We start from the raw sequence: 17,036 nt of genomic DNA on the forward strand, positions 1-17,036 counted from the left end.
CCTGGCCATCACGTTTTCGCCACTCCCCCAAGTGACGCGGCTCACCTAATCACACGTGTTTGACCGGACGGAAGGGCTTTCTGCCCAGATGAGGAAGAACTTACCGAGTCGCCGTCCGGCTATGCCGTGCGGCGCAGGGCGCGCAGGCCGCGCAACCCGACGCCCCCGATGACCGTCCCCAATACGAAGGAGACGACGGCCAGCAGCAGGTGCACCCAGAAGTACGCGGTCGGACGGCCGTGGTCGAAGGCGAGCCCACTGGTGTCCTTGACCAGGTTCTTGACGAAAGTGATCCAGATGACCCAGCTCCACACCCCGAAGGCGAGCAGGAACCAGGAGAGGCGGCGGCTGAGCGTCATGGAGCCAGTATCGCCGTCCGGTGTCCGGTTCCGTGTCGGGGGTGGGGGCGGACGCGGGACTTCACCGTCCGCGCCCGGTACGTTTCCGACCGTGTCCGCACCGAAGAAGACCGGCCGGCGCTCGCTGCTGGTCACCTCCGCCACGCTGCTGTCCCTCTCCGTCGCCTCTCCCGCCGCGCTCGCCGCCGCCCCCGCGCCCTCGGCGAGCCCGACGGCCACGCCTCCGGCGGGGATGTCGACCGTCGGCGGCGCCCGGCTCGGGCAGCCCGGCACGCAGGTCAACCTCGCTCCGGGCGTACCGGTGCTGCCGAAGGACATCACCGCCCGCTCCTGGATCGTCACCGACGCCGAGTCGGGCGAGGTGCTGGCCGCGCACAACGCGCACTGGCGGCTGCCCCCGGCGAGCACGCTGAAGATGCTGTTCGCGGACACCGTCCTGCCCCGCTTCCCCAAGGGCACCACGCACAAGGTGGCGCACTCCGACCTCGCGGGCATGGGCGACGGCTCCAGTGTGGTCGGGATAAAGGAAGGCGGCACCTACAGCGTCCACGACCTGTGGCTCGGGGTGTTCCTGCGTTCGGGCAACGACGCGGTGCACGTGCTGTCCGCGATGAACGGCGGGGTCGCGCAGACCGTCAAGGACATGCAGGACCACGCCGACGAACTGCAGGCCCTGGACACGCACGTGGTGACCCCCGACGGCTACGACGAGGCGGGGCAGGTCTCGTCCGCGTACGACCTGACGCTGTTCGCCCGGTCCGGGCTGCAGAAGAAGGACTTCAGGGACTACTGCTCCACCGTGCGGGCGAAGTTCGGCTCCGGCGAGATCCAGAACACCAACCGGCTGCTCAGCGGCGACGTCGACGTGCCCGTCTACCAGGGCATCGCGGGCGTGAAGAACGGCAACACCACGCACGCCGGCGCCACCTTCACCGGGGTCGCCGAGCACGGTGGCCGGGTGCTGCTCGTCACCGTGATGCACCCGGAGAAGCCCGAGCACAACGAGGTCTACAAGGAGGCGGCGAAGCTGCTCGACTGGGGGTTCCAGGCGGCCGGCAAGGTCAGGCCGGTCGGTGAGCTGGTGCCGCCGAAGAACGCGCTGCCGAGCCCCGCCCCGAGCGCTTCCGGTGCCGGGCAGTCCTCGGCGGCCGGGTCCGGGGTGAAGCCCGTCGCGGGGGCCACCACCGACTCCGGCTCCGGGATCGGCACCGCGGCGGCCGTCACGGGCGGGGCACTGCTGCTGCTCGCGGGCGCGGCCTACCTGGTCAACCGCCGCTGGCCGCTGCCGGACCTGATGCGCCGCCGGAGCCGGTGACCGCCTCGCCCTCCTGCTGCTCCCCGCTGCGCGTCGCCGTCCAGGCGGCGCAGAACAGGACGAGTCTCGCGGTGAAGTTGATCCACAGCAGCAGTGCCACGGGGACGCCGAACGCGCCGTACATGCTCTTCGCGGCGACGCCCTGGATATAGCCGCTGAGCAGCAGTTTCAGCAGTTCGAAGCCGACCGCGCCGAGCAGGGCGGCCACCAGCAGGCGGCGGCGCGGCGGCTCGACCCCGGGCAGCAGGGTCAGCACGTAGAGCAGGACGAGGAAGTCGCCGAAGACGGCGACGGCGAACGCGGCGGCCTGCAGCAGCGCGCTGCCCCAGCCGTGCTCGGCGAGGCCGAGCCGGCGCGAGACCAGGCCGACGGCGGCCGAGGCGAGGGTGGACGCGGCGAGCGTGAGCAGCAGGGCGCCGCCGAGGCCGACGAGGATGCCGGCGTCCTTGGCCTTGGCGAGGAACGGGTTCTCGCCCCGGTCCGGCAGCTCCCACACCGCGCGCAGGCAGTCGCGCATCTGGCCGACCCAGTTGACGCCGGTGAGCAGCAGCAGGGCGCCCGCGATGAGCCCGACGGTGCTGGCGTTGTGCACGAGCGAGGTGATGTTCAGCTGGTTCGACACGACGCCCGGGAACTGCTCGGCGATCTTGTGCTCGACGGTCTTCTGCCGGGACGGGCTGAGCGTGGCGGCGGTGACCGCGGCTGCGACGGTCAGCAGCGGGAAGAGTGCCACGAAGCTGACGAACGTCATGGCGGCGGCCAGTCGCGACCACTTCACCCGGTCCAGGCGCTCGTAGCAGTGCCACGCGTGCGTCGTCATCAGGCGGGTGACGATCGGCCCGATGCCGGGGAGTCTCTTCAGCCAGTCCATGATCCCTTCCTGCCCCTGCCGCCGCGCTCGTATGACATCCCACTAATCACCCGTTGTATGCAGTGCGCGAATGTTCCGTGACTAACCTCCCATAGGGGGACGATACGGTCACCGGCATGCGTGGGAACACGGTTTCCGTCATCCGTCCGCGGACCTACGAGGAGGCCGCCGTCGCCGTCCGCGCGTGCGGGGCGCGCGGCGCCGTCGCCCGCGGCGGCCCGGACCGGGCCCTCGGGGACGCGGCGCGGAACGCGGGCGGCACCGTCCTCGACATGACCGGCCTCGACCGCGTGCACGTCGTCGACGCGGCCGAGGGCGTCGTCCTGTGCGACGCCGGCCTCGGCCTGCACCGGCTGGCCCGGCTGCTGCTCCCGCTCGGCTGGTCGGTGCCCGCCTTCCCCGCCGCCCGGCAGGTGACCGTCGGCGGGGCGATCGGCGCCGACCTGCACGGCGGCGCTCCCGGCACCGGCTCCTTCGCCCGGCATGTGGTCGCCCTGGAACTGCTCACCGCCGACGGACAGGTCAAGGCGGTCCGCCCGGACACCGAGCTGTTCGCGGCGACCGCCGGCGGGCTGGGCCTGACCGGGGTGATCCTCACGGCCACGATCCGGCTGCTGCCGGTGCAGACGTCGTACCTGACCGTCGGCACCGAGCGCGCCGGCGACCTCGACGACCTGCTCGACCGCCTGCGCCGCCACGGTGCCGGCGGCCCCCGTCACCTGTCCGCCCGGATCGACCTGACGGCCCGCGGCGCGGCCACCGGTCGCGGGGTCCTCACCCGAGCCGACCCCGCCCCGCCGGGCTCCCGGCTCCCGTCTCTCGGGTCCCTCGCGCCCCTCGCATCCCTCGGCTCCGTCGGCGCGCTGGTCCCGGCCGGGATCCGGTACCGCGCGGCGCCCCGCGCGCGCACCGGCCGGCCGCGGCATCCGAACGCCTTCCGCGACCCGCTGGACACCGTCTCCCTGGGGGCCCGCGCGTACGGCCTCATCGGCCGGGTGCGCTACGAGTGCGTCGTCGGGCACGGGCAGGAGGAGACCCTGCACCGCGTCGTGCGGCGCCTCGCCCGCCGCCGCTGTCTGTCGTCCCATGCCGTCCTCCAGCCTCTCGGGGCGGACGGTCCCGGCTGGCTCTCCCCCGCCGCGCCCGGCTGGTCGCTGACCCTGGACCTGCCGGTCGCCGCACCCGGACTCGCCGCCTTCCTCGACGAGCTGGACGAGGACGTGGCCGCGGCCGGCGGCCGGGTCGGACTCGCCCGGGACTCCCGGCTCCGCCCCGAACTCCTCACCGCCATGTACCCCCGCGCGGCCGACTTCCGCGCCCTGCGCGCCCGGTTGGACCCACGCGGGGTGTTCACCTCCGACCTCGCCCGCCGGCTCGGCCTGTGAACCACTCGCCGACTCGGCAGCCGACGCACCGGACCCCGCTCGGACCGCCCGAGCGCGCCGTGCGTCCCGGCCGGCCTGATCCGAACACCCCCTAGTCCTCCCGGAGCTGATGTGAAGGACGCCTTCGGCCTCCCCCAGTCCCTGCTCGTCCTCGGCGGCACGTCCGAGATCGCGCTGGCCACCGCGCGCCGCCTGATCGCCCGCCGCACCCGCACGGTGTGGCTCGCCGGACGCCCCTGCCCCGCCCTGGAGCGGGCCGCCGAGAGTCTGCGCGCTCTCGGCGCGGACACCCGCACCGTCGACTTCGACGCCCTCGACCCCGACTCCCACGAGACCGCCCTCGGCAAGGTGTTCGCCGAGGGCGACATCGACCTGGTGCTGCTCGCCTTCGGCATCCTCGGCGACCAGGCCCACGACGAGCGCGAACCGGCGCGGGCCGTGCGGGTCGCGCAGACCAACTACACCGGGGCGGTCTCGGCCGGCCTGGTCGCCGCCCGGGCGCTGCAGACGCAGGGCCACGGCTCGCTCGTGGTGCTCTCCTCCGTCGCCGGGGAGCGGGCCCGCCGCGCCGACTTCATCTACGGCTCCAGCAAGGCCGGCCTCGACGCCTTCGCGCAGGGGCTCGGCGACGCCCTGCACGGCACCGGCGTCCACGTCATGGTCGTCCGACCCGGTTCCGTCCACCGGCCGGACACCCCGTTCGCCACCACCCCGGAGGCCATCGCGACGGCCGTCGAACTGGGGCTGCGCCGCCGCAGCGAGACGGTGTGGGTGCCGGGCGTGCTCAGGCTGGTGATGGCGGCGCTACGGCACACGCCGAGGGCGCTGTTCAGACGGCTGCCGCTCTAGGGTGTGTCACCGGCTCGCGATCGTCCCGTGTCCCACGTCGGCGTGTCCCGCCTGCGGAGGTACGACGGACCCTCCGAAGGTGTACTCCCGCAGCTTGCGCCAGACGCCGTCCGGGCCCTGTTCGTAGAGCGCGAAGCCGGTGCACGGCCACGCGGCCTCGAAGCCGGACAGCTCCTCGAGGGCGCGGTCCATGGCGGCCTCGTCGATGCCGTGCGCGACGGTGACGTGCGGGTGGTACGGGAACTGCAGCTCGCGCGCCACCGGGCCGGAGGCGTCCCGGACCCGCTGCTGGAGCCACGCGCACTCCTCGGCGCCCTGGACGACCCTGACGTAGACGACGGGCGACAGCGGGCGGAAGGTGTCCGTGCCCGACAGTCTCATCGGGAACGGCCGGCCGGCGGCGGCGACCGCGACGAGGTGCGCGTCGACGGCCGGCAGGTCGGCCGCGTCCACCTCGGTCGGCGGCAGCAGCGTGACATGCGTCGGGATGTTGCAAGCCGCGACGTCGCCGAAGCCCGCGCGCCGCTCCTGGAGCAGGCTGCCGTGAGGCTCCGGGACCGCGATCGACACGCCGATCGTTACGGTCCCCACGTCGTCTCCTGTCGTCCGCGCCCTGTGTTCTTCCTGTGCTCTTCCCACCGTTGGCTACCGACTGTACGGCCACGGGTGTCCTGTGGGCAGGCGCGAGGGAAGTGATGTGCAGCGCTCTGCCCGTGCGGCGGCCGGCTCAGTGCTTCGCCGGGAGGAAACCCACGCGGTCGTACGCCTGCGCGAGGGTCTCGGCGGCGACGGCGCGCGCCTTCTCCGCGCCCTTGGCGAGGATCGAGTCGAGCGTCTCGGAGTCGTCCAGGTACTGCTGGGTGCGCTCCCTGAACGGCGTCACGAACTCGACCATCACCTCGGCGAGGTCGGTCTTCAGGGCGCCGTACATCCGGCCCTCGTACTCCCGCTCCAGCTCGGCGACCGTCTTGCCGGTGAGCGTGGAGTAGATGGTGAGCAGGTTCGACACGCCCGGCTTGTTCTCCACGTCGTAGCGGATCACGGTGTCGGTGTCGGTGACGGCGCTCTTGACCTTCTTGGCGGTGGTCTTCGGGTCGTCCAGGAGGTTGATGAGGCCCTTCGGCGTGGACGCCGACTTGCTCATCTTGATCGACGGGTCCTGGAGGTCGTAGATCTTCGCCGTCTCCTTGAGGATGTACGGCGCCGGGATCACGAAGGTCTCGCCGAAGCGGCCGTTGAAGCGCTCGGCGAGGTCCCGGGTCAGCTCGATGTGCTGGCGCTGGTCCTCGCCGACCGGCACCTCGTGGGCCTGGTAGAGGAGGATGTCGGCGACCTGGAGGATCGGGTACGTGAACAGGCCGACGCTGGCCCGCTCCGCGCCCTGCTTGGCGGACTTGTCCTTGAACTGGGTCATGCGGCCGGCCTCGCCGAAGCCGGTGAGGCAGTTCATGATCCAGGCGAGCTGGGCGTGCTCGGGGACGTGGCTCTGCACGAAGAGGGTGCAGCGGTCCGGGTCCAGACCGGCGGCCAGCAACTGGGCGGCGGCCAGGCGGGTGTTGGCGCGCAGCTCGGCCGGGTCCTGCGGGACCGTGATCGCGTGCAGGTCGACGACCATGTAGAAGGCGTCGTGGGACTCCTGGAGCGCCACCCACTGGCGGACGGCGCCGAGGTAGTTGCCGAGGTGGAACGAGCCGGCGGTGGGCTGGATGCCGGAGAGCACACGGGGTCGGTCAGTCGCCATGCCCACCATTCTCTCAGGTGTCGGGGACCGCTTTCGAACCGATGGAAAAACGATGGGAACCGATGGCCTCACCCCGTGTACGAAGGAGGCGGAACGGTCGGCGAGACGGATGGCGGGACGGATGGCCCTCAGGAGCAGACGCACGGCGCGGGCGGCGATGGCGTGTCTGGTGCCGGTGCTGGTGGTGGCGGGAGCGGCGACCGCCACGGCGGTGCCCGAGCCGCCCCGGCCCGGCGGTGACGTGCCGGACATGGCACTCGTCGTCACGGGGCATGCGGGGCGGACCCGGGTGCTGCACTCCGGTGAGAAGGACTTCACCCGGCTGCGTCAACTGCTGCGCCCGGACCGCACGGACACGGAGCGGGTGCCGAAGGCGTGGACGCAGGGGCGCTATCCGACGGTGCGGGTCACCGTGGTGTGGGGCCTGACGGGCGCCCGGGGGCAGCGGCCGAAGACGCGCCGGACGCCCGGCGGTGACGTGGCCATGGAGCGCCAGGACCAGCTGTTCGTGGCGGCCGACGGGATTCCCTGGGTGCGCTCCGATCCGTCGCCGGCCGTGGTGGACGACGCCATCCGGTGGCACCGGGCGCCGATGGCGGAGTTCCGCAAGGCGGAGCGTGCCGGGCTGCTCGGGCCGGCGGTGGCGGGTGAGCCGGGTGGCCGGGACCAGGGGCCGAGCGGGATGTGGTGGGCGGCGGTCGGGCTGCTCGCCGGCGCGGGCGGCGGCCTGCTGTACGGTCGCGCGGTGGCCCGGCGTGCTTCCGGGCCACCGCGCGACGAGCCGCGCCTAGGGGGGCCGGCCGGCGGCTGACCTCCACGCCGGTCAGCCCAGGTCGACCTCGGGGTACAGCGGGAAGCCGGCCACCAGGTCGGTCGCCCGCTGGGCGATCTCCTCGGCGGTCTTGTCGTCCAGGACGTGGGCGGCCTTGGAGGGGGCGCCCGACTTGGTCGTGCCCGGCTCCGTGGTGGTGAGGACGCGGTCGATCAGGCCGGCCACCTCGTCCATCTCCGCCGTGCCGAGGCCGCGGGTGGTCAGCGCGGGGGTGCCGACACGGATGCCGGAGGTGTACCAGGCGCCGTTCGGGTCGGCCGGGATGGCGTTGCGGTTGGTGACGATGCCGGAGTCGAGGAGGGCGGCCTCGGCCTGGCGGCCGGTGAGGCCGTACGACGTCGCCACGTCGATCAGGTTGAGGTGGTTGTCCGTGCCTCCCGTGACCAGGGTGGCGCCGCGGCGCAGCAGGCCCTCGGCCAGCGCGCGGGAGTTGTCGACGATGCGCTGGGCGTAGTCCTGGAAGGAGGGCTGCCGGGCCTCGGCCAGGGCGACGGCCTTGGCGGCCATGACGTGCGGGAGCGGGCCGCCGAGGACCATCGGGCAGCCGCGGTCGACCTGGTCCTTGAGGGAGTCGTCGCACAGGACCATGCCGCCGCGCGGGCCGCGCAGCGACTTGTGGGTGGTGGTCGTGACGATCTGGGCGTGCGGGACCGGGTCGAAGTCGCCGGTGAGGACCTTGCCCGCGACGAGGCCCGCGAAGTGGGCCATGTCGACCATGAGGGTCGCGCCGACCTCGTCGGCGATCTCGCGCATGATCCGGAAGTTCACCAGACGGGGGTACGCCGAGTAGCCCGCGACGATGATCAGCGGCTTGAACTCGCGGGCCTGGGCGCGCAGCGCCTCGTAGTCGATGAGGCCGGTCGCCGGGTCGGTGCCGTAGGAGCGCTGGTCGAACATCTTGCCGGAGATGTTCGGGCGGAAGCCGTGGGTGAGGTGGCCGCCGGCGTCCAGGGACATGCCGAGCATGCGCTGGTTGCCGAAGGCCTGGCGCAGCTCGGCCCAGTCGGCCTCGGTGAGGTCGTTGACCTGCCGGGCACCGGCCTTCTCCAGGAAGGGGACCTCGACGCGGTCGGCGAGGACGGCCCAGAAGGCGACGAGGTTGGCGTCGATGCCGGAGTGCGGCTGGACGTAGGCGTGCCGGGCGCCGAACAGCTCGCGCGCGTGCTCGGCGGCCAGGGACTCGACCGTGTCGACGTTGCGGCAGCCGGCGTAGAAGCGGCGGCCGACCGTGCCCTCGGCGTACTTGTCGCTGAACCAGTTGCCCATCGCGAGCAGCGTGGCCGGGGAGGCGTAGTTCTCGGAGGCGATCAGCTTGAGCATCTCGCGCTGGTCGGCGACCTCCTGGCCGATGGCGTCGGCGACGCGCGGCTCGACGGCGCGGATGACGTCGAGGGCGGCGCGGAAGGCCGTGGACTCGGTGGACAGGGGCTGCTGCTCTGGCATGGGGACCTCCGGACGGCGTGTGTACAGCGTTCACGTTCGGCCCAGGCGCACGGCACTGTTTTTCCCGTCGGGCCGCTCCCCGATGGTCCGTCCCATCCCAGCGCGCCAGTCACGGCCCGCTGGTCAGACTACCGGGCGCGCCGGGCTCGGCAGGCCGCGCGTCCACCATGCGAGCGAGGATGGTGGGACGGAAGGGGAACGCCTCCGTCGCCTTCGGCACCTTCGTCCCCCGGGAGTCGCCGTGACCGCTTCAGCCGACCTCATCGCCACCGCCGGCGCGCACTGCGCGCCCACCTACGATCCGCTGCCTCTCGTCGTGGCCACGGCCGAGGGGTCGTGGGTCACGGACGTGGAGGGCCGCCGGTACCTGGACATGCTGGCCGGGTACTCGGCGCTGAACTTCGGCCACGGCAACCGGCGGCTGGTCGAGGCGGCGAAGGCCCAGCTGGACCGGGTGACGCTGACCTCCCGCGCCGTGCTGCACGACCGGTTCGCCGCGTTCTGCGCCGAGCTGGCGGAGCTGTGCGGGATGGAGATGGTGCTGCCCGTGAACACCGGCGTGGAGGCGGTGGAGAGCGCGGTCAAGACGGCCCGGAAGTGGGGGTACCGGGTCAAGGGCGTGCCCGCCGAGATGGCGAAGGTCGTGGTCGCGGGCGGCAACTTCCACGGCCGTACGACGACCGTGATCAGCTTCTCGACCGACCCGGAGGCGCGGGCGGACTTCGGGCCGTACACGCCGGGCTTCCAGATCGTGCCGTACGGCGATCTCACCGCGATGCGGGCCGCGCTGACCGAGAACACCGTCGCGGTGCTGCTGGAGCCGGTCCAGGGCGAGTCCGGGGTGATCGTGCCGCCGGCCGGCTATCTGCCCGGGGTGCGGGAGCTGACCCGGGAGCGTGGGGTGCTCTTCGTCGCCGACGAGATCCAGTCGGGGCTCGGGCGCACCGGGCGGACCTTCGCGTGCGAGCACGAGGGTGTCGTACCGGACGCGTACGTGCTGGGCAAGGCGCTCGGCGGCGGGATCCTGCCGGTGTCGGCGGTGGTGTCGAGCGCGGAGGTGCTCGGGGTGTTCCGGCCGGGCGAGCACGGCTCGACGTTCGGCGGGAACCCGCTGGCCTGTGCGGTGGCGCTGGAGGTGATCGCGATGCTGCGCACCGGTGAGTTCCAGGCGCGGGCGGCCGAGCTGGGCGCGCGGATGCACCGGGCGCTGGCCCGGCTGCCGGCCACCGGCGCGGTGACCGCGGTGCGGGGGCGGGGACTGTGGGCGGGTATCGACGTCGCGCCGCGCGTCGGCACGGGGCGGCAGGTCGCGGAGCGGCTGCGGGAGCGCGGGGTGCTGGTGAAGGAGAGCCATGGCGCGACGATCCGGCTGTCGCCGCCGCTGACCGTCTGCGAGGCCGACCTGGAGTGGGGCGTGGGCCAGGTGGCGGCCGCGCTGGGGGCCTGAGGGGGTGCCGTTCGGACCGGCCGGCGTCGCGGGGCCTGGTACGCGCATCTGCGGCGTTGCCGTCACGTGCCGGCTCCCCGCGCTCGGCTTCTCCCCCGCTCTCGGCCTCGCGCGAGCGGGGAGGCACCCCCATGCGCGGGGGACCCCCATCGCGTCGGCTCCCTCCCCCGCCTCGCAACCGCACGCACCAGCCCCCGCTCGGGTCCGCCAGGCCGGGCCGGTCCGTCGTGGTGTCTCCCCCGTGTTCGGCGTGGCCGGATGTCGGCGGTCAGCCTAAAGAACGGTAAGAGCGCAGACCGCGGTGGGTGGCCGGATGGGCCTTCTCCTAGAGTCCCTTCGTGCTCTTTGGAATGGTGTGCGCCCTCGGCGCGGCGGTCTGCTTCGGTACCGCGACGGTGTTGCAGGCGGTGGCCGCGCGGACGGCCGCCACGGGCAAGGGGGGTGAGGCGGCACTGCTGCTGCGGGCGCTGCGGCAGTGGCGGTACCTCGCCGGCCTGTCGCTGGACGGGCTCGGCTTCCTGTTCCAGATCGTGGCCCTGCGGTCCCTGCCGATCTACGCCGTCAGCGCCGCCCTGGCGTCGAGCCTCGCGGTGACCGCCGTGGTGGCGGCGCGGCTGCTGCGGATGCGGCTGAGCGGCACCGAGTGGGGCGCGGTGGCGGTGGTGTGCGCCGGGCTCGCGATGCTGGCGCTGGCGTCCGGGCCGGAGGGGAAGCAGGACGGGTCGGACATCCTGCGGTACGTGGTGCTCGCGGTGGCGGTCGGCATGCTGCTGCTCGCGCTCGCGGGCGGGCGGCTGACCGGCAGGGGGCGCTCGCTGGTCCTGGGGCTGGGCGCCGGCTTCGGGTTCGGGGTGGTGGAGGTCGCGGTCCGGCTGATCGACACCCTGGCGCCGGCGGACCTGTTCACCAATCCGGCGACCTACGCGCTGGTGATCGGCAGCGGCGCCGCCTTCATGCTGCTGACGTCCGCCGTGCAGCGCGGCGCGGTGACGACGGCCACGGCCGGCATGGTGATCGGCGAGACGATCGGACCGGCCGCGGTGGGCGTGGTCTGGCTGGGCGACCGGACCCGCGAGGGGCTGACCTGGCTGGCGGTCCTGGGCTTCCTGGTGGCACTGGCGGGGGCGCTGGCGCTGGCCCGGTTCGGGGAGGCGCCGGAGGTGGCGGAGCCGGCCGGCTGAGGAGGCGGGGGTCCGGTGCGCTACGGCAGCACCCGGCACAACGCCTCCAGCGCCCCGGCCCACGCGCTGTCGGGCGGGGTGGCGTACCCCACCACCAGGGCGTCCAGCTCCTCGGCCAGGGCCTCGGGGTGCCGGTGGAAGGACAGGCCGTGCAGGGCCAGGCCCTGCCATGCGGCGGCCTGGACCACGGACTGTTCCAGGCCCGGCGGCAGGCGGAGCAGCGCGTGCAGGCCGGCGGCGATGCCGGTGACGGTGACCTCGGGGGCGCGGGCGGCGACCGCCCGGGCCAGGGCGTCGCGGCGGCGCCGGTAGCGCAGGCGGGCGGAGCGGACGTGGCGGTCGTACGCGCCCGAGGTGAGGAACTCCGCGAGGGTGAGCTGCTCCAGCGCGCCCACGGTGTCGCTGTCGCCCTTGGCCGCGGCGGCCTCCCGCGCGAGGGCGGGCGGCAGCGCCATCCAGCCCAGGCGCAGGCCGGGGGCCAGTGACTTGCTGGCGGTGCCGAAGTAGACCACGCGGTCGGGGTCGAGTCCCTGGAGGGCGCCGACGGGCTGGCGGTCGTAGCGGAACTCGCCGTCGTAGTCGTCCTCCAGGACCAGCCCGCCGGTGCGCCGGGCCCAGTCCACGACGGCGGCCCGCCGGTCGGGGTGCAGCGCGGTGCCCATCGGGAACTGGTGGGCGGGAGTGAGCAGGAGCGCGCCGGCGCCGCCCGACTCCCGCGGGTCGGTGCCGAGTTCGTCGTACGGGAGGGCGGGGGTGGCGAGGCCGGCCCGCTGGAGCAGGCGCCGGTGGACGTCCAGGCCGTACGACTCCACCGCCACCGTCCGCACCCCGCGCGCGGCGAGGACGGGTCCGATGACGCGCAGGGCGTGGGCGAAGCCGGAGGTGATCAGGACGCTGTCGGGGTCGGTGCGCACGCCGCGCACGCGCGCGAGGTAGCCGGCGAGGGCGGTGCGCAGTTCCGGGCGGCCGCGCGGGTCGCCGTAGCCGAGGGCGTCGTACGGGGCGGTGGCCAGGGCGCGGCGGACGGCCTTGAGCCACGCGGCGCGCGGGAAGGCGGTCAGGTCGGGGCTGCCGGGCTGGAGGCTGTACGCCGGGCGGGCCGGTGCCGCGGGCCGGGCCGCCGCCGCGGCCCTCCCGGCCGCGGCGGCGGGCGGGGCCGCGGCGGCCCGCTCGGCCACGCGCGTGCCCGAGCCCTGGCGGGCGGTGAGCCAGCCCTCGGCGACCAGGTCGGCGTAGGCCTCGGCGACGGTGTTGCGGGCGATGCCGAGGTCGGCGGCGAGGGTGCGGGAGGAGGGCAGCCGGGTGCCGGGGGCCAGCCGACCGGTGCGCACGGCGTCGCGCAGGGCGTCCGTCAGGCCCCGGCGCAGGCCGCCGGTACCGGCCGGTTCGAGATGCAGGTCGACCCCCGGAGTGGCCCACTGTTCCGCCATGGAAATGGACCATACTCCTGGGCTGCCTCGCCCGTAGGGTCGAAGCCATGAGCACTGAGACCACTGCGGACGACAAGGACCCGTACGTCCCCGAGCACACCCCCCGGATGCGCTGGGCGCAGGCGGCACCCGAGGTCTACAAGGCGATGGTCCGGCTCGACGCGGCGGCCGGGCAGGGCCTGGACCCGGCGCTGTACGAGCTGGTGAAGATCCGCGCCTCGCAGATCAACCACTGCGCCCTGTGCCTGGACATGCACACCAAGGACGCGCTGGCGGCCGGCGAGAGCGTCCAGCGGATCGTGCAGCTGAGCGCGTGGGAGGAGTCGAAGCACTTCTACACCGCCAAGGAGCTGGCGGCGATCGAGCTGACCGAGGCGATCACCGTGCTGACCGACGGTTTCGTGCCGGACGAGGTGTACGAGAACGCGGCCGAGCACTTCGAGGAGGCCGAGCTGGCCCAGCTGATCGCCGGGATCACGGTGATCAACGCGTGGAACCGGTTCGGTGTGACCACGCGCGCGGTGCCGGGCCACTACCAGCCGGGGCAGCACACGTGAGCCGTACCCAGCTGCTGGACCGCGAGGTCGGGCAGGCGATGTCCGCCCTCAGCGCGACCGCCAAGAAGGGGCTCGGCGATCCCGCGCTGGCCGAACTGGTCATGATCCGGGCCTCGCAGATCAACCACTGCGCGTTCTGCCTGGACATGCACCTGCGCGTCGCCCGGAGGAACGGGGAGTCGGAGGACCGCCTCCAGCTCCTGGACGCCTGGGAGGAGGCCGGGGACCTCTACAGCGAGCGGGAGCGCGCCGCGCTCGCGCTGACCGAGGCCGTGACCCTGCTCACCGGCGGCGTGCCGGACGAGGTGTACGAACGGGCCGCGCGCCACTTCACCGAGGCCCAACTCGCCCACCTGATCGGCCTGATCACCGTCATCAACGGCTGGAACCGCCTGATGGTCAGCCGCCGCGTACCGCCAGGGGGTCACCAGCCGTGAGCGACAAGGCCGAGGTGTTCCGCGCGCTGCACCGGGGGCGCGCGCCGGGCGATCCGCTGGTCCTGCCGGGGCCGTGGGACGCGGCAAGCGCCCGGGTGTTCGCGGCGGCGGGCTTCCCGGCGCTGGCCACGCCGAGCGCGGGGGTGGCCGCGTCGCTCGGGTACGAGGACGGGTCGACCCCGGCCGGCGAGATGTTCGCCGCGGTCGCCCGGATCACCCGGGCGGTGGACGTTCCGGTGTCGGCGGACATCGAGAGCGGGTACGGGCTCCCGCCGAGAGAGATCGTGGAGCGGCTGCTCGAGGCCGGCGCGGTCGGCTGCAACCTTGAGGACTCCGTCGGGGGTGTGCTCAAGGATCCGCGTGAACAGGCCGAGTTCCTGGCCGAGTTCGCGGCGGCCGCGGCCGGCCGGCTGTTCCTCAACGCCCGCGTCGACACCTTCGTGCACGGCGACAAGGACCCTGAGCGGGCCATCGAGCGGGCGGCGCTGTACGTGGCGGCGGGCGCGGACTGCGTCTATCCGATCCTCGCCCCGGCGGAGGTGCTGCCGCTGCTGCGCTCGGGCGTCCAGGGCCCGCTCAACATCAACGCCCGCCTGGACGGCACGGGCCCCTCGCCCGCCGCGCTCGGCGAACTCGGGGCCGGCCGGGTCACGTTCGGGCCGGGCCTGCAGCGGGCGGCGACGGCCGCGCTGCGGGAGATCGCGGACGGGATCGCCCGGTAGCGGCCGCGGGTCCGGCCGGCTCGCTCTCGCGGCGGGGCCGGGTCCGCGACGCTCATCCGCGGCCCGTGCGGTCCGGGCCGGCCGTGGTGCGGGGGTTCGCCCCGGGGGCCGCGAGGCCGACGGTGCCGGTGCGGCCCTCGCGGCGGTCGTGCGCGGCCGCCGTGCGCCGGGGCCCGCATCCGACGCGCGGACGCGGGCCCCGGCCGGTTCGCGACCTGTTCAGGAGGTCAGGCGGCGCTGCCCGTCCTGCGGCGGCGTACGGCGAAGACCGCGCCGGCGCCGACGACCACGGCCGCGCCGCCGATGCCGGCGATCAGCGGCAGCGCCGAGGAGGTACCGGTGTGGGCCAGCGAGCCCTTGGCCGCCGCGGTCGTGTCCGAGACCGGGACGACGTGCGAGCTGCCGGTCTTGGCCGGGGCCTTGGACGGCAGCGGGGCCTCGCCACCGGTCTGCGGGACCGGCTTGGAGCCGGTGGTGCTGGTGCCCGGCGCCACGATGTCGATCTTGTAGGAGGCGGTGCCCGTCGCGACGCAGTTGTTCTTCGTGTCGGGGTAGACGCCCAGACCGATGGTGAGGGCCTTGCCGACCGGGGCCTTGGGCGTGACGTTCAGCCGGAAGGCGAGGTCGACCGTGGTGTGACCGGGCAGGTCACCGGGGCCCAGGGAGCCGAGGGCGTACGTGCCGTCGTCCGTGACGTCGAACCACTGCTTGGCGTCCGGGTCGAACGCCTGCAGCGTGACCTGCTTGAGCGTGAACGGGTTCTGGCTGTTCAGCTGGCCGACACCGGCGGCGAGCGTGATGTCCTTGATGGCGTCCTTCGACGGGTTGGTCACCGACATCGTGAACGGGTGCCAGCCACTGCCCTTGGCGATCTTGCCCGGCAGGCCGCTCAGCGCGATGCGCAGGGTGGCCTTGTAGTGCGGGTTCTGGTCGTTGCAGAACGCCACGTCGGTGGGCTCCACGCTCGGCATGGCGCTCGGCGCGGCGGAGGCGGGCGCCGAGGCGGCCGAGGACGCGGCGGAGGCGGGCGTGCTCCCGGCCGCGGGGGCCGAGTCGCTCGCGGCGGGGGCGGTGCTCGCCGAGGAGCCGGCCGAGGGCGCCTGCGAGACGGCGGCGGAGGCACTGCTCGTGGGGGCCGCCGAGGTCGAGCCGTCATCGGCGTGGGCCAGGGTTGCCGTCATCAGTGCGGCGGGCGCTACGGCAGCGGTCGTCGCGACCGCCACCAGGGCACGGCGAAGCTTCATGTGACCTCTTCTGGGAAAAGAAAAGAAGACGAGAGGCCGTCGCAGTGGTGGGGGCACGCGGTGCGGCAGGTGCCGATCGTAAGCCCGGGCGGAGGGCGTGTTACGGCACCTGCCGACAGGCGGATTCCGGCCATTACCCGGCCATTACCCGGCCATTACATGTTCATGACCCGGCCGATGGTCACGGGAGTGACGAAAGGGGCAGTTGCCCTCCGTCCCTGTTTTTTCTCTATGGGGAAGCTCACGACGGGGAAGCTCACGCTCCCCGCTGCAGCCACCTCTTCCACACGTCGGGATGGCCGTCCACCCACCTCTTCGCCGCCTCCTGGGGCGACAGCTTCTGCTCGGCGATCATCAGGGAGACCTCGTCCTGGTCCTCGGTCGTCCACCGGAACTTCTTCAGGAAGGCCGCCGCGATGCCGCCCGACCTGGCGAAGTCCGCGTTGAGGTACTTCTGCAGCGGGGTGTGCGGGTACGCGCAGGCGATCTTCGCCGGGACGGCGTCGCAGCCGTCCTTGTACGGCGGCAGCTTCACCTCCGTCATGGGGACCTTCTTGAACAGCCACTGCGGCGAGTACCAGTAGGTCAGGAAGGGCTTCTTCTCCTTGGCGAACTGCTTGATCTGGGTGATCTGCGCCGCCTCGGAACCGGCGAAGACGATCTGGTAGCCGAGCTTCAGGTTGTCCACCAGGGCCTTGTCGTTGGTGACGTAGGACGGGGAGCCGTCCATCAGCTGGCCCTTGCCGCCGCTCTCCGCGGTGCGGAAGAGGGGGGCGTACTTGTTCAGGTTCCTCCAGTCGGTGATGTCCGGGTGCTGCTCGGCCAGGTAGGTCGGCACGAACCAGCCGATGTGGCCGGTCACGCCGAGGTCGCCGGCGCGGGCGATGGTCTTCTTGTCCTGGACGTACCGCTTCTCCTGGTCGGGGTGGCCCCAGTCCTCCAGGATCGCGTCGACGCGGCCCTGGCTGAGCGCGTCCCAGGCGGGCACCTCGTCGACCTGCACGGTGTCGACGCGGTAGCCGAGCTTGTGCTCCAGGATGTACTGGGCGACGGCCACGTCTGCCTGCGCGCCCACCCAGGACTGCACGGACAGGGTCACGGATTTCGCGCCGCCGGCGTTCGCGAACGGCGAGGCCTGTCTGGTCATGTCGGCGGCGCCGCAGCCGGTCGCGGTCAGCAGCACCAGCGCGCCCAGCGCGGCGGTGGTCGTACGACGTCGCATG

Annotated in this window: 18 protein-coding genes and 1 riboswitch; of the genes, 10 read left to right on the forward strand and 8 right to left on the reverse strand. The window is 73.4% G+C overall.

Going from position 1 to position 17,036, the window contains the following annotated elements:
* Nucleotides 1-119: 119 nt before the first annotated feature.
* Nucleotides 120-359, reverse strand: a complete 240-nt coding sequence (locus tag ACZ60X_RS28970) for an SCO4848 family membrane protein (RefSeq protein ID WP_469604527.1) — start codon at nucleotides 357-359, stop codon at nucleotides 120-122.
* 91 nt (nucleotides 360-450) lie between these two features.
* Between ACZ60X_RS28970 and ACZ60X_RS28975 the strand changes: the two genes are divergently transcribed.
* Nucleotides 451-1,674: a D-alanyl-D-alanine carboxypeptidase family protein gene (locus tag ACZ60X_RS28975; protein WP_469604530.1), complete on the forward strand. Its 1,224-nt coding sequence runs from the start codon at nucleotides 451-453 to the stop codon at nucleotides 1,672-1,674.
* On the opposite strand, the gene ACZ60X_RS28980 is transcribed toward ACZ60X_RS28975, so the two are convergent.
* On the reverse strand, nucleotides 1,625-2,545 hold the full coding sequence (locus ACZ60X_RS28980) for a YihY/virulence factor BrkB family protein (RefSeq protein ID WP_469604533.1): 921 nt from the start codon (nucleotides 2,543-2,545) through the stop codon (nucleotides 1,625-1,627). The two genes, ACZ60X_RS28975 and ACZ60X_RS28980, sit on opposite strands and share 50 nt — an antisense overlap.
* A gap of 116 nt (nucleotides 2,546-2,661) precedes the next feature.
* Here ACZ60X_RS28980 and ACZ60X_RS28985 point away from each other — a divergent pair, with 116 nt between their 5' ends.
* Both ACZ60X_RS28985 and ACZ60X_RS28990 read left to right on the forward strand, forming a co-directional pair.
* Nucleotides 2,662-3,930 carry an FAD-binding protein gene (locus ACZ60X_RS28985; RefSeq protein ID WP_469604536.1) on the forward strand — a complete coding sequence of 423 codons (1,269 nt, stop codon included), beginning with the start codon at nucleotides 2,662-2,664 and terminating at the stop codon, nucleotides 3,928-3,930.
* A gap of 111 nt (nucleotides 3,931-4,041) precedes the next feature.
* Entirely contained in the window at nucleotides 4,042-4,779 is a 738-nt protein-coding gene (locus tag ACZ60X_RS28990; protein ID WP_469604539.1) for a decaprenylphospho-beta-D-erythro-pentofuranosid-2-ulose 2-reductase, read from the forward strand.
* 6 nt (nucleotides 4,780-4,785) lie between these two features.
* Here the strand turns inward: ACZ60X_RS28990 and ACZ60X_RS28995 are convergent, their stop codons facing one another.
* Both ACZ60X_RS28995 and trpS read right to left on the reverse strand, forming a co-directional pair.
* Nucleotides 4,786-5,370: a 2'-5' RNA ligase family protein gene (locus ACZ60X_RS28995; protein WP_469604542.1), complete on the reverse strand. Its 585-nt coding sequence runs from the start codon at nucleotides 5,368-5,370 to the stop codon at nucleotides 4,786-4,788.
* Between the two features lie 136 nt (nucleotides 5,371-5,506).
* On the reverse strand, nucleotides 5,507-6,520 hold the full coding sequence (gene trpS / locus ACZ60X_RS29000; protein WP_469604545.1) for a tryptophan--tRNA ligase: 1,014 nt from the start codon (nucleotides 6,518-6,520) through the stop codon (nucleotides 5,507-5,509).
* A 121-nt stretch (nucleotides 6,521-6,641) separates the two neighbouring features.
* Between trpS and ACZ60X_RS29005 the strand changes: the two genes are divergently transcribed.
* Nucleotides 6,642-7,331, forward strand: a complete 690-nt coding sequence (locus tag ACZ60X_RS29005) for a hypothetical protein (protein ID WP_469604547.1) — start codon at nucleotides 6,642-6,644, stop codon at nucleotides 7,329-7,331.
* Nucleotides 7,332-7,343: 12 nt separating this feature from the next.
* Here the strand turns inward: ACZ60X_RS29005 and ACZ60X_RS29010 are convergent, their stop codons facing one another.
* Nucleotides 7,344-8,795, reverse strand: a complete 1,452-nt coding sequence (locus ACZ60X_RS29010; RefSeq protein ID WP_469604549.1) for a glycine hydroxymethyltransferase — start codon at nucleotides 8,793-8,795, stop codon at nucleotides 7,344-7,346.
* 32 nt (nucleotides 8,796-8,827) lie between these two features.
* A riboswitch (ZMP/ZTP riboswitch) is annotated at nucleotides 8,828-8,918 on the reverse strand.
* Between the two features lie 118 nt (nucleotides 8,919-9,036).
* On the opposite strand from ACZ60X_RS29010, the gene rocD reads away from it, so the two are divergent.
* Both rocD and ACZ60X_RS29020 read left to right on the forward strand, forming a co-directional pair.
* Nucleotides 9,037-10,242, forward strand: coding sequence for an ornithine--oxo-acid transaminase (gene rocD, locus ACZ60X_RS29015; protein WP_469604552.1), 1,206 nt, complete (start codon nucleotides 9,037-9,039; stop codon nucleotides 10,240-10,242).
* Between the two features lie 350 nt (nucleotides 10,243-10,592).
* The gene (locus ACZ60X_RS29020; RefSeq protein WP_469604913.1) at nucleotides 10,593-11,423 is read left to right on the forward strand and encodes a DMT family transporter; all 831 of its coding nucleotides are present in this window, start codon (nucleotides 10,593-10,595) and stop codon (nucleotides 11,421-11,423) included.
* A gap of 20 nt (nucleotides 11,424-11,443) precedes the next feature.
* Here ACZ60X_RS29020 and pdxR read toward each other — a convergent pair whose 3' ends face one another.
* Nucleotides 11,444-12,853, reverse strand: a complete 1,410-nt coding sequence (gene pdxR / locus ACZ60X_RS29025; RefSeq protein ID WP_469604556.1) for a MocR-like pyridoxine biosynthesis transcription factor PdxR — start codon at nucleotides 12,851-12,853, stop codon at nucleotides 11,444-11,446.
* Between the two features lie 47 nt (nucleotides 12,854-12,900).
* Here pdxR and ACZ60X_RS29030 point away from each other — a divergent pair, with 47 nt between their 5' ends.
* From ACZ60X_RS29030 to ACZ60X_RS29040, 3 genes are read left to right on the forward strand one after another with little or no spacing between them, the layout of a single operon-like run.
* A complete protein-coding gene (locus ACZ60X_RS29030; protein WP_469604559.1) occupies nucleotides 12,901-13,410 on the forward strand; it encodes a carboxymuconolactone decarboxylase family protein in 510 nt (169 codons plus the stop codon).
* A complete protein-coding gene (locus ACZ60X_RS29035; protein ID WP_469604562.1) occupies nucleotides 13,407-13,847 on the forward strand; it encodes a carboxymuconolactone decarboxylase family protein in 441 nt (146 codons plus the stop codon). The genes ACZ60X_RS29030 and ACZ60X_RS29035 overlap by 4 nt, the downstream gene beginning before the upstream one ends.
* A complete protein-coding gene (locus tag ACZ60X_RS29040; protein ID WP_469604564.1) occupies nucleotides 13,844-14,569 on the forward strand; it encodes an isocitrate lyase/PEP mutase family protein in 726 nt (241 codons plus the stop codon). The genes ACZ60X_RS29035 and ACZ60X_RS29040 overlap by 4 nt, the downstream gene beginning before the upstream one ends.
* A gap of 227 nt (nucleotides 14,570-14,796) precedes the next feature.
* Here ACZ60X_RS29040 and ACZ60X_RS29045 read toward each other — a convergent pair whose 3' ends face one another.
* Nucleotides 14,797-15,531 (reverse strand): LAETG motif-containing sortase-dependent surface protein, encoded by a 735-nt coding sequence (locus ACZ60X_RS29045; RefSeq protein ID WP_469604566.1) that lies wholly within the window; start codon nucleotides 15,529-15,531, stop codon nucleotides 14,797-14,799.
* Here ACZ60X_RS29045 and ACZ60X_RS29050 point away from each other — a divergent pair.
* On the forward strand, nucleotides 15,521-15,817 hold the full coding sequence (locus ACZ60X_RS29050; RefSeq protein WP_469604569.1) for a hypothetical protein: 297 nt from the start codon (nucleotides 15,521-15,523) through the stop codon (nucleotides 15,815-15,817). The two genes, ACZ60X_RS29045 and ACZ60X_RS29050, sit on opposite strands and share 11 nt — an antisense overlap.
* 252 nt (nucleotides 15,818-16,069) lie before the next feature.
* Here the strand turns inward: ACZ60X_RS29050 and ACZ60X_RS29055 are convergent, their stop codons facing one another.
* Nucleotides 16,070-17,035 carry an ABC transporter substrate-binding protein gene (locus tag ACZ60X_RS29055; RefSeq protein ID WP_469604572.1) on the reverse strand — a complete coding sequence of 322 codons (966 nt, stop codon included), beginning with the start codon at nucleotides 17,033-17,035 and terminating at the stop codon, nucleotides 16,070-16,072.
* Nucleotide 17,036 lies beyond the last annotated feature (1 nt).

The sequence above is a fragment of the Streptomyces sp. NPDC104106 genome (assembly GCF_055584345.1).

Excerpts from the sequence above, each read along its gene's own strand:
- ACZ60X_RS28970 (WP_469604527.1), bottom strand. The coding sequence starts at position 359 with ATGACGCTCAGCCGCCGCCTCTCCTGGTTCCTGCTCGCCTTCGGGGTG.
- ACZ60X_RS28980 (WP_469604533.1), bottom strand. The coding sequence starts at position 2,545 with ATGGACTGGCTGAAGAGACTCCCCGGCATCGGGCCGATCGTCACCCGC.
- ACZ60X_RS28985 (WP_469604536.1), top strand. The coding sequence starts at position 2,662 with ATGCGTGGGAACACGGTTTCCGTCATCCGTCCGCGGACCTACGAGGAG.
- trpS (WP_469604545.1), bottom strand. The coding sequence starts at position 6,520 with ATGGCGACTGACCGACCCCGTGTGCTCTCCGGCATCCAGCCCACCGCC.
- ACZ60X_RS29005 (WP_469604547.1), top strand. The coding sequence starts at position 6,642 with ATGGCCCTCAGGAGCAGACGCACGGCGCGGGCGGCGATGGCGTGTCTG.
- ACZ60X_RS29010 (WP_469604549.1), bottom strand. The coding sequence starts at position 8,795 with ATGCCAGAGCAGCAGCCCCTGTCCACCGAGTCCACGGCCTTCCGCGCC.
- ACZ60X_RS29020 (WP_469604913.1), top strand. The coding sequence starts at position 10,593 with ATGGTGTGCGCCCTCGGCGCGGCGGTCTGCTTCGGTACCGCGACGGTG.
- pdxR (WP_469604556.1), bottom strand. The coding sequence starts at position 12,853 with ATGGCGGAACAGTGGGCCACTCCGGGGGTCGACCTGCATCTCGAACCG.
- ACZ60X_RS29030 (WP_469604559.1), top strand. The coding sequence starts at position 12,901 with ATGAGCACTGAGACCACTGCGGACGACAAGGACCCGTACGTCCCCGAG.
- ACZ60X_RS29055 (WP_469604572.1), bottom strand. The coding sequence starts at position 17,035 with ATGCGACGTCGTACGACCACCGCCGCGCTGGGCGCGCTGGTGCTGCTG.